Consider the following 14342-nt stretch of genomic DNA (forward strand, 5'->3'; position numbering starts at 1 on the left):
GCGAAGCGCAGACTATGATCTTCGCTTTAACCAAGAACATGGACGCGTAGCGTCGGAACGAGGAACTTAGGCGCGAAGCGCCGGAACTAAAACTAAGGAGGTAATCCATTTGAACTGGATAAAAGAGTTAATATCCCTAATCACAATTTTCGCAAGCTACGTAGAGAGTCCTGGTAACGGGGCTGAGAAGAAAGAGAAAGTGAAGCAGATGATTAAGGATGCGCTTCCGGATGAAGAGTGGAAGATCGATCCAGAATTCTTCGACTTCATCCTGGACGTATTGATAGACCTCGTCGTCTTGTTCCTGAACAAGGGACTTTGGAAGACCGCGATGAAAGTGCTGGTGAAGTAATAGCTATTTGCAGATAGCGATTGAGAAACACAATGTTTCTAAGCGACTCGAAAACAAACAAACGCACTGTATTTCACCTTCTTTTTTAGCCCGGCTTCAAAGCCGGGTTTTTTTAATGCGAACTACCCTATAATGATATTCGAGAACTAAGCAAACTAGGAGTAAGGAATTCTAGAATCTGTATCTCTTCTCTTGAACGGAAATCTGATCTACTATTGCTCAATTCCGAATTCGTATCACAAGTACTATGTTTGTTACTAAACATGCAAGAGAGATCACAAACTACTAATTCACGTGAGCTAACCCGATAGGATTCGACTAGTGGCCTAGCTGGTCCATCATCAATTTAGGATAGACAGGCAGAATATCTTATCCGATAGGGTGCCGCATGAATCATGAATCCAATGTCTCCGTAAACTTTCCGCAATCTTTTGGATTGCATTTGGTTTTTTTTGTAATTATTACTATAATAATCGTGAAAAGTACTAGAAACGCAAGAAAAGATTGTTTGGGTAGTTGAGCCTACTGTCTTTGAAAGAAGACTCCAAATCAAGTTCTTCGATATACTTCAATCGCTCAACTAGGAAAGATCTACACTTCCAGATGGAACACTTCCCTACCCGAAACAGTTTGCTCGATAGACTCTTTTGGCCCTAAATCATGCCTATGGAGGTAGACTATATGGCAAAAGAAACCAACGGAGCGAATCTCGGCTTTGAGAACCAGATGTGGGCCGCCGCCGACAAGCTGCGCGGACATATGGATGCCTCCGAGTACAAGCATGTGGTTCTCGGATTGATTTTTCTGAAATACATCTCGGACGCCTTCCAGGCCAAGTACAAGCAGCTGGAGGCCACAAAGGATACTGAATATTCAGATCCGGAAGACCGTGACGAATACTCGGCTGCCAACATCTTCTGGGTGCCAAAGGAGGCCCGCTGGTCAAATCTACAAGCAAACGCCAAGCAGCCGACGATCGGAAAGATCGTTGATGATGCAATGGTGGCCATTGAAAAAGAGAACCCGACGCTTAAGGGTGTTCTGCCTAAAGACTATTCACGTCCGTCTCTAGATAAATACCGTCTGGGTGAGCTCATCGATATCATCAGCAAGATCGGTCTTGGAGACGATGAATCCCGCTCAAAAGATATTCTCGGCCGGGTGTACGAGTATTTCCTTGGCAAATTCGCTGCGGCGGAAGGTAAAGGTGGCGGTGAGTTTTACACACCCCGGTGCGTGGTCAATCTGCTCGTGAGAATGATCGAACCATATAGGGGCCGTATATATGACCCGTGCTGCGGCTCGGGCGGTATGTTCGTTCAAAGCGAGCGCTTCCTTGAGGAGCGCGGCGGCCGCCTGGGTGATATCGCTATCTACGGTCAAGAGTCCAATCCCACAACCTGGCGGCTGGCGATGATGAACCTGGCCATCAGAGGTCTAGACGCCAATCTTGGCGGCCAACATGCGGACAGCTTTCATAACGACCTGCACAAAGACCTGCGGGCCGATTTCATTCTCGCCAATCCGCCATTCAACATGAGCGACTGGGGCGGCGAACGCCTGCATGAGGACGCCCGCTGGAAATACGGTATCCCACCGGTTAACAACGCCAACTACGCTTGGATTCAACATTTCATCCATCACCTGTCACCTACTGGCGTTGCGGGTTTCGTCATGGCTAACGGGTCCATGTCCACAAACTCAAGCGGCGAAGGTGAAATCCGCAAGAACATCATCGAGGCGGACCTGGTGGACTGCATGATCGCCCTGCCCGGACAGCTTTTTTATACGACTCAGATTCCGGTGTGCCTCTGGTTTCTCGCCCGCAACAAGAAGAACGGCAAATTTCGCAATCGGAGCGGTCAAACTCTTTTTATAGACGCGCGTAAACTAGGCTCTCTCATTGACCGAACCCACAAGGAACTATCCGAAGAAGAAATCGGCAAGATTGCCGCCACCTACCATGCCTGGCGTGGGGAGAAAGATGCCGGTGAGTATCAGGATGTGCAGGGTTTCTGCAAGAGCGCCACAACCGATGAGATCAAGGGACATGGTTATGTGTTAACCCCTGGCCGTTACGTAGGCATGGAAGAGATCGAAGACGACGGTATTCCATTCGAAGAAAAAATGGCCGAACTGTCAGCAACGCTCTACGAGCAGTTCGCTGAGGCTCACCGGCTCGAAGCCGCTATCAAAAAGAACCTGGAGGTTTTGGGCTATGGCCAATAACCAGGAAGGCTTCAACTTCAGCACCCTGGTCACTGCTATTCACCAAGTAGACGAAAACATGGCCGCACAGGCCAGCCGGGCGGTCAATGTCAGCCTGACCCTTCGAAACTGGATGATCGGCGCCTATATTGACAAATATGAACTGAACGGTTCGGACCGGGCGGATTACGGTGATAAGCTCCTTTCAGAACTGGCAAAGCGGCTGACAGGCATCAATGTGAGTAATTGCAATCGCCGCCAGCTCTATCGTTACCTGCGTTTTTACCGGCTTTATCCTCAAATTGTGGGGACACTGTCCGCACAATTGAAAACCATGCTGCCTGCGGACTTACATGGAATTGAAAAAGTGGGGACACCGTCCCCACAATTGAAAATCCCACCGGAAAAACTCGTATATCGGCTTTCATACAGCCATCTGGAATTGATCGTGGATCTTGACGATCCTCTCAAACGGACCTTTTACGAGATCGAGTGCATCCGGGGAAACTGGTCGGTGCGGGAGCTCAAACGGCAGATCGGCAGCCTCTACTATGAGCGTTCCGGGTTATCGGAAAATAAAGAAAAACTGGCAGAACTGGTCCAATCAGGGACGGAAAAGAGCGAACCGAAACTGGCTGTCCGCGATCCCTACGTTTTCGAGTTTCTCGGGATAAAGTCCTGTGAGGTCATGAGGGAGTCCGATCTGGAGGATCAGCTCCTGAATAAACTACAGGATTTCCTTTTGGAGCTTGGCCACGGATTCTGCTTTGAAGCCCGCCAAAAGCGGATTCTGATCGGTGATACACACGGTTTCGTTGACCTGGTTTTCTACCACCGCATCCTTAAATGCCATGTGCTGGTAGAGTTGAAGGTCGAGTCCTTTAACCACGAAAACCTCGGACAGCTCAACACCTATGTGAGCTGGTACCGGAAAAACATGATGGCCGACGGAGACAAGCCGCCCGTGGGCATTCTGCTCTGTACGCAAAAAGACCATGCGCTGGTGGAATACGCCCTGGCAGGTATGGACAACCACCTGTTCGTCTCCAAGTACCAGCTCGAACTGCCCCGCAAGGAAGAAATACAGAAATTTCTGGAAGAGAAGATGCGGGAGGTGGGGGAATGAAAAGAGCAGCCACACTCTACGAGCAGTTTATTGAAGCGGACCGGCTCGAAGCCACTATCAAGAGAAATTTGGAGGTCTTGGGCTATGGGGGGTGATTGGGTAAATCACCGAGTTGATGATGTTGCTAATGTAACAGACTACGTGGCAAATGGCAGTTTTGCCATTCTAAAAAAGAATGTTTCTTATTCATCTACCCCTGATTTTGCGATATTGGTCCGGCTTGTTGATTTTAATAATGGTTGGAATGGAAATTATGTATATCTCCCTGAGAATTCTTACCGCTTCTTGAAGAAGAGCTCTTTAGATGTTGGTGATGTTATCATTTCGAATGTTGGCGCGAATACGGGTACAGTTTTCCGTGTACCCGACCTTGGAAAACCAGCAACCTTGGGCCCAAATTCGATTGTTATTAAAACCAAAGGTAAAGAATCACTCCGTGACTTTCTATACTACTATTTTTCCGGTCCAATGGGCCAAAATCAAATTCAAAGTATAATTACAGGAAGTGCTCAACCCAAGTTCAACAAAACTGATTTTAGAGCTATTACTATCAAAATCCCTAGCAATGAGCATGAACAACGCGCCATCGCTCATATCCTCGGGTCTCTGGACGACAAGATCGAATTGAACCGAAGGATGAACCATACGCTGGAGGCAATGGCCCGCGCCATCTTCAAATCATGGTTTGTGGATTTCGACCCCGTGCGTGCCAAAGCCGAAGGTCGCCCGACAGGCCTGCCGGAAGATATCGACGCACTTTTCCCGGATAGTTTTGAGGACTCGGAGCTTGGGGAGATTCCGAAAGGTTGGGAGGTCGTGGCCATGCCTGAGATTATAGATGTAAACCCTGCCCGAAAACTTAAGAAAGGTCAAATCGCTCCGTATCTCGAAATGAAAAACGCACCCGAAAATGCAGCAAGAGCTTTGCATTGGCATTACAGGGAATATGGCTCAGGAGTTAAATTCATAAATGGTGATGTTCTAATGGCTCGAATAACGCCCTGTCTCGAAAATGGGAAGGGTGCTTTTGTTGATTTTTTGGAAGATGATCAGGTTGGATGGGGTTCCACGGAGTACATAGTCTTTAGGTCAAAAAAACCATTACCTTTGGAGTATTCGTATTTTTTATCTCGAACAAATGATTTTCGATCTTACACCATAGTCAACATGACAGGTTCGTCTGGCCGTCAGCGAGTACCTGCCACAATATTCGATTCCTACCTTGTTGCTAACCCAAGCAGGGAAGTGTCTGAATGCTTTGGCATGATTACAGGCGCAATAATGCAAAAGATGAAAAAGAGTGATGAAGAGGCTCATACCCTCGCCTCTCTTCGCGACACCCTCCTTCCCAAACTCATTTCTGGCGAGTTGCGCGTCCTGGATGCAGAGAAGTTCGTTGAGGAGGCCGGGGTATGATAGAAAAAATCTTATCAATAAAAAATATTGGGCGGTTTCGAAATTGCAAGCCTCGTGGAGACGTGTCCTTTCGGAAGTTAACCTTACTTTTCGCTGAGAACGGACGAGGCAAGACAACTCTTTGCGCAATTCTCCGTTCGCTTCAAACTGGTCAGTCAGAATTTATCTCTGAACGGAAGACACTGGGGACGACAGATTCGGCATCCGTTCAAATACGACTTGGCGGAAATACTCACACTTTTGGAACTAATGGTTGGTCGTCCATTCATTCGGACATCGTCGTTTTCGATTCAGTCTTTATTCACGACAATGTGTACGCTGGCGATCATGTCGAACACGAACACAAGAAAAATCTCTATCGCGTTATTATAGGCCCCAATGGCGTTCAACTAGCACAGAGGGTTGAAGAACTAGATGGCAAGATTCGCGATGCCAACACCGACATCAACACCAAGAAGAGCGCTGTGTCGCGAACTCTTCTGAATGGTATGACGCTCGAAACGTACCTTGCTTGGCAACCTATCGAGAACATTGAGGCTAAGATACAGCAAAAGAACACTGAGATAACCAATCGCCAGCGGGCCTTGGACAAGGCGACAGAAATACAATCGAAAGCCTTGCTTTCGAAGATTGACCTTCCCGCTTTTCCTGTCGGTTTTTTGGGCACACTATCAAAACAGTTAACCGATGTAATTGCTGATGCTGAGGCACGTGTTAGACGGCAAATCGAAGATCACAGCATGGGAAACAAGGGCGAGACATGGTTATCTCAAGGATTGGCCTTTGTGGCCCATGATAAATGCCCTTTTTGTGGGCAAAACATCGAGACCAATGAACTGATTGCTGCCTACAAGTCTCATTTCAACGCCGCCTATACGCAGTTGAAGCAGGAAAGTGCAGGGCTCTCTCAGCGTATATCAAGTGCAATCGGAGAAACTGCACTCAATAGTCCGCAACAAACGTATTCCAGCAACTTAACACTCGTTGAATTCTGGAAGCAATTCGCCGAAATCGCTGTGCCTTCCTTCGATTTCGAGAATGTCCGAACGAAATACTCAGCGCTTCGTGATCTTGCCACCAAGCTGGCTGAAAAAAAGCAACAGTTGCCAACGGAGCCCATTCTTCCCGGTGACGATTTCCAGGCCGCGCATGATGCTGTGACTGCCCTTCAATCTTCCGTTGAGACCTACAATGTCGCAGTGAACACGGCAAATACCATTATTAACGAGCAGAAAGCCTCAGTACAACAAGGCGTTGACATAAACGTTCTGAAAAGTGAACTGGCCGACTTGGAGGCGAGGAAGAAGCGCTTCGAGCGGGATGTTGTTCAGGCATGCAAAGACTACCAAGATGCGGTAACCGAGAAGACCTCTCTTGAACAGCAAAAATCAACGGCCAAGGAACAGCTCGACCAACACTGCCAGCAGATTCTTCAAACCTACCAATCATCCATAAACACATACCTGGACCAGTTCAATGCTGGATTCAGAATCACGAACTCACGGCATCTATATACCGGTGGAACACCCAGCTCTCATTACCAGATTGAAATCAACAACAATGCTGTTGACCTTGGCGATTCACGAACACAACCTGGAATGCCATGTTTCAAGACAACACTAAGTTCAGGAGACCGAAGTGCTCTAGCTCTTGCATTCTTTCTTGCGGCATTGAAGCAGGATGCAGAAATCGGAAACAAGATTGTCGTTCTCGATGACCCTTTCACAAGTCAGGATCGCTTTCGCCGCACATGTACGCAGCAGCTGATACGCCAAATGGCAGATACGACGCAGCAGGTAATCGTTCTCTCCCATGATCCGTTTTTCCTGAAACTCATATGGGAAGGTTACGCACCTGCAGACATCAAGACTCTTCAAATGTGCAGGACTGGAGACAATACGATCATCAGCGAATGGGATATTGAGACGGAAACGAAGTCTACTTACATGAAGAACTATTCCATGCTTCTTGACTTCTACCGGGAAAGGAAAGGTGTCCTGTTGGATGTAGCGCGTTCAATCCGCCCCTTCATTGAGGGGATGCTACGTGCTCATTTCCCCGGACACTTTCAACAGAATGAATGGCTTGGTGATTTCATCGTCAAAATCCGGAATGCAAGCAATACCGATGGACTGTATCACGCCCAAGCCGATCTATCAGAAATCGAAGCGATAAACGATTATTCTAAAAAATACCACCATGATCAGAACCCGAGTGCTGATTCTGAGTATTTATCAGAAGAGGAATTGTACGGCTTTGTAAAACGAACACTGAAATTAGTAGGGGGTTGTTGAAATGATTAGAACCTCCGAAACCACTTTAGAACAAACAGCCCTCGATTGGTTTGAGACCCTGGGTTGGCAGACCGCCTTTGGCCCGGATATCAGCCCCGACGGCACGGCCTGTGAACGCAATGGCTACGATCAGGTTGTCCTGCTCGGAAGGCTTCAGACCGCACTTGAAAATATCAACCCAAACATCCCGCCTGATGCGATTGTAGAAGCTATCCGGAAAATCACCCGCACCGACTCGCCCAGCCTGATCGAAAACAACCGGCGTTTTCACCGCATGTTGACTGACGGCGTGGATATCTCATATATGCAAGATGGTAGAGAGGTTCACGACAAGGTATGGCTGCTCGACCTTGAGGACCTGGAAAACAACGACTGGCTCGCCGTTAATCAGTTCACGGTCATTGAAGATCGTAGAAACAGGCGGCCCGACATTGTGGTTTTTGTCAATGGCCTGCCCCTGTGCGTGATCGAGCTCAAGAATCCTGCGGATGAGAAGGCTACCATCCGCCATGCCTTCAACCAGCTTCAGACCTACAAAAACGATATACCCGGCCTCTTCATCTATAACGAGTTGCTTGTCATTTCCGATGGTCTGGAGGCCCGCGGCGGGACGCTTACAAGCGGTTGGGATCGGTTCATGCCGTGGCGCACGATTGACGGCAAAGAAGTCTCCCCGCGTGGCTCTGTGGAACTTGAAGTGCTGCTCAAGGGGGTTTTTGAAAAGCGGAGATTTCTCGACCTTGTATTGAATTTTGTCGTGTTCGACGATGATGGAGCCGTGATTGCCAAAAAAGCGGCTGCTTATCATCAATTTCATGCGGTCAACAAAGCGGTTGAATGTACCCTGTCGGCATGTGGTATCGATGCAGACCCCGGCATGCTGTATGCCCGTTTCCCGGAGCATGACAAGCACAATCCTTTTGTAGTGCGCGAGCCGCAGGCCGCTTATGGCACTGGCACCGATCACTTCGGCGGTCACCGCATCGGCGTGATCTGGCATACCCAGGGGAGCGGCAAGAGCCTTTTGATGGCGTTTTTCGCCGGTAAGATCATCCGTCATCCAGCCATGGAGAATCCTACAATGCTGATGATAACCGACCGGAACGACCTGGACGATCAGCTCTTTGGCACGTTTTCATCCTGCCGTGATCTTCTTCGTCAAACACCCATTCAGGCAGAAAGCCGGGAACATTTGAAGGAGTTGCTTCAGGTTGCTTCAGGTGGGGTGATTTTCACGACGATTCAGAAATTCCTGCCTGACGAGAAGGGCCAGCAATACCCCGAACTATCGACTCGCAGGAATATCGTGGTCATTGCCGATGAAGCGCACCGCAGTCAGTATGACTTCATCGACGGATTTGCGCGCCACATGCACGACGCTCTGCCAAATGCATCCTTTATTGGATTCACAGGTACACCCATCGAACGTGACGACCGCAGCACGCCCGCGGTCTTCGGGGACTACATCGATAAATACGACATCCTGCGGGCGGTCGAGGACGGTGCTACCGTTCCCATCTTTTACGAAGGTAGGCTGGCAAAGATCGACTTACGGGAAGAGGAAAAACCGACAATCGACTCGGAGTTTGAAGAGATCACCGAGGGGGAGGAAGAGTCCTACAAGCAGAAGCTGCGCACCAAATGGGCCGCTCTTGAAGCGATGGTCGGAACAGAAAAGCGCATCGCGCTCGTTGCTGAAGACCTGGTGAATCATTTTGAAGACCGTATGCAAGTATTGGACGGCAAGGCCATGATTGTCTGCATGAGCCGTCGAATCTGTGTGGAGATGTACAACTCTATCGTGAAGCTTCGACCTGATTGGCATAGCAAGGACGACGACAAGGGCGTGGTGAAGATCGTCATGTCCGGTTCCGCATCGGATAGCGCTGACTGGCAGCCCCACATTCGCAGCAAGCCGCGGCGTGAGGCCCTGGCCAAGAGGTTCAAAGACCCGAGCGATCCGATGAAGATGGTGATCGTGCGGGATATGTGGTTGACGGGTTTTGATTGCCCGTCGCTGCATACGATGTACGTCGACAAGCCGATGAGGGGACACGGCCTGATGCAGGCGATAGCCCGCGTTAACCGGGTGTTCAAAGATAAGCCGGGTGGACTGGTCGTTGACTATCTCGGCCTTGCCGACCAATTGAAAATAGCCCTTGCGGACTACACCGAAGCGGGTGGCCGCGGGAAGGCGGCCATTGACCAGGAAGAAGCCGTTGCGGTGATGTTGGAGAAGTTCGAAATTGTCGTCTCCATGTTCCACGGTTTCGATTACACCTCTCTTCTCAAAGCAGAACCGGCAAAGCGTATTGGCGGTATTGCGGCCGCCATGGAACACATCCTTCAGTTGGAGGATGGCAAGAAACGCTATCTGGCAGAGGTGACTGCGCTGTCCAAGGCTTTTGCTCTCGCTGTTCCTCATGAGGAAGCTCTTAAGATTCGTGATGAAGTGGGATTCTTCCAAGAGGTCCGCTCCGGGCTGGCGAAAGCAACTGTTGAAGGCGAAGGCAAGAGTCCGGAAGAGATGGATACCGCGATTCGACAGCTGGTATCTCGGGCCGTAGCCTCAGAAGAGGTGATCGACATTTTCGCTGCGGCGGGATTAAAGAAACCGGATATCTCGATTCTCTCGGACGACTTCCTCCAGGAAGTGAGGCAGCTTCCTCACCGGAACCTCGCGGTGGAATTGCTGAGAAAACTCCTGAACGATGAGATCAAGATAAACTCCCGCAAAAACGTTGTCCGGGCACGCTCCTTTGCAGAGATGCTTGAAAAGGCCATACGAAAATACCAGAACCGGGCGATTGAGGCCGGGCAGGTCATCGAGGAACTGATCAAATTGGCCAAGGAAATGCGCGGGGCTCAGCAGCGTGGCGAAAACCTAGGCATGACCGATGACGAAATCGCCTTCTACGATGCGCTTGAGGTTAACGACAGTGCGGTGAAGGTTCTGGGTGATGAAATGCTGAAGATGATTGCGCACGAACTGGTTGAAGCTGTCAGGCGGAGTGTAAGTATAGACTGGGCTGTTCGTGAAAATGCCCGCGCCCAGATACGGGTGATTGTGAAACGGATTCTGCGCAAATACGGCTATCCACCAGACAAACAGGAAAAAGCAACTCAAACCGTTCTGGAACAGGCTGAGGTCGTTTGCCGAGAGTGGGCTGTGAAGGTATAGGCGCACCTAACAGATCGATGCACTTGTTCGCTATTTGCCTGGAATGTTCGCGGCAAGTGAGCTTCAGCGATATGCACATAGAGAGTGAATGCAAGCAAACCTGAAATCACATTTTTTCGCGACGGACTCCGTTTTTACAAAGTTAAAGCGCTTCTTCGGTCAGTTAAGAATAATATCACGATTCGCTGGCAGTAAGAGAAACCGTGGGGCCTAAGATGAGAGCAGTAGTAGAACGGATTCTTAGAAGATACGAATAACCATCCGACAAGAGTGCAGAAGCTACTGAGTTAGTGGTCGAACAATAGCGGCTTATAAGCAGTGAATCAGAGTAACCAAACACATTGAGAACCCGCTTTTGGTTCCTGACGCTAAGCTCAAGGTGCTGCCAGATATGAATGTTCTGAGTAGAGGAGACCTGGGTATATGGCTGAAATGTCTATAGTTGATCAAGTGAGTCACAGTACCGTACGTATTGAATGTAGTCTTGAAGGAGGAAAGACTTCAACTGGAACAGGTTTCTTTTACAGTTTCAAGCGCACTAAAGATTCACATGTTCCGGTAATAATTACCAATAAGCATGTTATACACGGAGCTTTGACCGGAACTTTAGTGTTCACTCTTACTAAATCTGATGGAACCCCTGATTATGGAAATACACGAGGTTTCAGATTTGATGATTTCTCTAGTTTTTGGAAGCCTCATCCTGATGATTCAATTGATTTGTGTGCAATGCCAATTGCTCCCATTATTAAACAAGCATCTGAACAAGGATTCAAGCCATTTTTCACATATCTCGATAGCAGTTTTCTCCCAAAAGATTCTGAGATCGAGGATTTGAAGAGCCTGGAAGAAGTAACAATGGTCGGATATCCAAACGGTTTGTGGGATAGAGTAAATAATCTACCAATTTTTCGACGAGGAATTCTGGCAACTTCTTATGCAAGAGACTGGAACGGAAAGAAGGAGTTCTTGATTGACGCCGCCTGCTTTCCGGGTTCGAGCGGGTCTCCTGTAATGCTCGTGAACGTCGGCAGTTACAAAGTTGGTGCCACGACCTATATCGCTAGTCGGGTTAGATTGCTAGGAGTGCTTTATGCTGGTCCGCAACATACAGTTACGGGAGAAGTAAGTGTAGTTGACATACCGGTAGTCCAAAAACCTATCTCGGTAACTGCCATTCCGACTAATCTTGGCGTCGTGATAAAGGCTTACTTGCTTGAGGACTTTGCGGGCGTCTTCAAATAGCGTCGTATTTCCTTTGGCCAACTAAGGTTTCATTTCACAAGATTCGAACAATGACAGGAGAGGGGAGGTGAAAGGGCCGTGGAGCACACTGCCAAGACTGCTAATTCTGTAACTGAGAGAAAGAGAACGTTCAAGATTGGTTTGTTGTACGGAATTTACCTAATCACATATGGAGCAATAGATATTGTCAATCGTTGGAGAGGAGAGTGCCCTAATGATGGTTCAGTTTTAAAGTATCTAGTAATTTTTGCTGTCGGCTCTTTTATGGTATTAATTGCTTCCTTTTTACTGAATTCGATTAAATCAAATAATGAATCCAAGAGTTCGCTCACAAAAGGAATTGTTTTTGGAGTTGTTTTTTTCTTTATCTTTATCACTTGTCTTGCAATTACAGAGTTTCCAGGAATGGATGAAGCTCACAGTAACTCGTTATTGAATTCGTTACTGAACAAGATCGGTGCGACTGGGTTTCTTTTTGGATTAGGGGCCATTGTATTCATTATTATCTCGTTTTATACCCCTCCCATTACTGAGTTCTTCAAAGAACACACTCTTGCATCTGTTATTCAGGTTGCGGCTACAATAGCAACTGCACTTTGGGCATTATTGGGGGTTGCAATTACAATAGTCTGGGCTCAAAAAGGTTGGGTGGGTGATACAGCAACTCAAATTAGAGATAGCGGCCAACTTTCTAACTACATGGGAGGACTGATGCTCACACTTAAGGCTACTTTTAGTGCCACCATATACACTTTTTCGATGATCTTCTGGGTCTTTAAGCCATGTTTTGATAGGCTCTTATTCCTCAGAAACGAAGATGCAAAAGCAAACTACGTAGCAAATGAATTGCCATGTGGCACGGAAGAACGAGTTGGTTATCATCTTGCTAGAACGCTTGAAGAGATGGAGAAAGCTGATGATCTACAGAAGACGAATGCAGAGCTAGCAGAAAGAATCTGCCGAAGAAGTGAACAAAGAGCTGAGTGAGATACTAAGATAGAAGCTCGGAATGTAGTTTGTTCAGAGCATTTTCTCATAGTGTTTTCTAACTCCTGACAACAAAGAGGGGGTATGGCTTTGAGATTGAAGGAAGAGATTGAAAGATCCGGGCACTTCTGGCTTCCCTCAGACCCTGACAGGCAGGTGCCAGGAAAACTAACGATACTTGATGGCGGAAGGATAGAGATAGAGTTTCGTGGGCTGTTCGACGAAAGCATAGAAGGTCTAAAGCATTTTTTCGATGCTGAAGACTCAAGAATCGAAATAATATTCGGTTATGTTGAGAAAGATGGCCCGGTGACTCTTTCTGATTGCTTCTACACTTCTAGGAGCATTTCGTCTGTTGCGCCCTTAAAGTCACGAATCTTTGCACGTACTGCCATTTTAGGTATACATTGCGAAGATAGGGCCTTAACTATCAATACGCTTCAATTCTCGATAGAAGGTATTGATGAATGGCTTGGGATAAATAGTATCACTATTGAACACGATAAGATAGAAAAGACGAATACTATAAGGGCTGCACAACCTCAGGAGATTTCTGTCAAACTTAATAACGAGCTGATGCTAATTATTTGTATTTCGTCAAGTCTATCGATAATCCTAATGAAAGAGGCAAAGATCACTCAAAAGATCTACTTAAAACTTGTTTCTTGTGAGGAACGCACTATTGATGAAATGATATCGGTCGCTCACAAAGTCACTACGCTGGTTTCATTTGCAACAAGTCAGAATGTGTCTATCGAGGATGTACAAGCTAAGTCAGCAAGATTCATTGATGAGGATGGCAAACCAAAACAGTTTTCGGTGTTCTATCAGAGTCGCCCGTTTTCTGCGGACAAACCTAGGATAGATATTAACAGAATGCTTTTCAGGTATCCTCAAATAAGGGCAAATCCAGAGATGGTTTTCCAGAATTGGTTCAGCGCTTATGAGACAAACTATCCAGCCTTAGGTTTGTACTTTTCCGCAGTTCATGGTGGTTATAGTTTCATAAATGGTAAGTTCCTTGCGCTGGCCCAAGCGATGGAGATTTATCATAGAAGAACATCTGATGAAACAGTTATGGCAGAAAAAGATTACGAGCAACTGTGCAATGTCTTGGTAGCGAACTGCCCGAAGACCAATCGCAAATGGTTATCTGAGAAACTTAAGTACGGAAACGAAATCAGCCTTAGCAAGAGGATCAAAAGTATCATCGAGCCCTTTGAGCAACAAATCGGTACATCCAAAAATATAAAGAAGATGATCCGAAAGATAGTTGATACCAGAAACTACTTCACTCACTTTGATCAATCGCTGAAATCCAAAGCTGCACACGGACAGGAACTCTCGGATCTCTGCCACAAGATGGAGGCAATAATTCAGCTCCACCTTCTTAAGTTATTAGGGTTCAATGAAGAGCAGATCAATGAGGTTTTGGAAAATAACCTGGAACTGAACTACAAGCTGAAATAGGCCTCCAGAATTGAAGGAATGATTCTGTTTGTTTCAAATACTCTCTTGTAAGTCAATCAAAAA

Annotated in this window: 9 protein-coding genes; all 9 read left to right on the top strand. The window is 47.4% G+C overall.

From position 1 onward, the window contains the following. Positions 1-109: 109 nt before the first annotated feature. The 9 genes from B3K91_RS10340 (at position 110) to B3K91_RS10380 (ending at position 14279) form a co-directional block, all read left to right on the top strand. Entirely contained in the window at positions 110-352 is a 243-nt protein-coding gene (locus B3K91_RS10340) for a hypothetical protein (protein WP_292594986.1), read from the top strand. Positions 353-1033: 681 nt separating this feature from the next. Beyond that, entirely contained in the window at positions 1034-2581 is a 1548-nt protein-coding gene (locus B3K91_RS10345; protein WP_292594988.1) for a type I restriction-modification system subunit M, read from the top strand. Continuing rightward, entirely contained in the window at positions 2571-3686 is a 1116-nt protein-coding gene (locus B3K91_RS10350; RefSeq protein WP_292594991.1) for a PDDEXK nuclease domain-containing protein, read from the top strand. The genes B3K91_RS10345 and B3K91_RS10350 overlap by 11 nt, the downstream gene beginning before the upstream one ends. Before the next feature lie 84 nt (positions 3687-3770). Beyond that, entirely contained in the window at positions 3771-5102 is a 1332-nt protein-coding gene (locus tag B3K91_RS10355) for a restriction endonuclease subunit S (protein ID WP_292594993.1), read from the top strand. After that, a complete protein-coding gene (locus B3K91_RS10360; RefSeq protein WP_292594996.1) occupies positions 5099-7396 on the top strand; it encodes an AAA family ATPase in 2298 nt (765 codons plus the stop codon). The genes B3K91_RS10355 and B3K91_RS10360 overlap by 4 nt, the downstream gene beginning before the upstream one ends. A gap of 1 nt (position 7397) precedes the next feature. Beyond that, complete coding sequence (locus tag B3K91_RS10365) at positions 7398-10577, top strand: type I restriction endonuclease subunit R (protein WP_292594998.1); 3180 nt, start codon at positions 7398-7400, stop codon at positions 10575-10577. A 423-nt stretch (positions 10578-11000) separates the two neighbouring features. Continuing rightward, positions 11001-11822 carry a S1 family peptidase gene (locus tag B3K91_RS10370; RefSeq protein ID WP_292595000.1) on the top strand — a complete coding sequence of 274 codons (822 nt, stop codon included), beginning with the start codon at positions 11001-11003 and terminating at the stop codon, positions 11820-11822. A gap of 78 nt (positions 11823-11900) precedes the next feature. Next, positions 11901-12809, top strand: a complete 909-nt coding sequence (locus B3K91_RS10375; protein WP_292595002.1) for a hypothetical protein — start codon at positions 11901-11903, stop codon at positions 12807-12809. A gap of 90 nt (positions 12810-12899) precedes the next feature. Next, complete coding sequence (locus B3K91_RS10380; RefSeq protein WP_292595004.1) at positions 12900-14279, top strand: HEPN domain-containing protein; 1380 nt, start codon at positions 12900-12902, stop codon at positions 14277-14279. Positions 14280-14342: the final 63 nt, after the last annotated feature.

Origin of the sequence: Mesotoga sp. UBA5847 (assembly GCF_002432735.1) — a bacterium.
Classification (GTDB): domain Bacteria; phylum Thermotogota; class Thermotogae; order Petrotogales; family Kosmotogaceae; genus Mesotoga.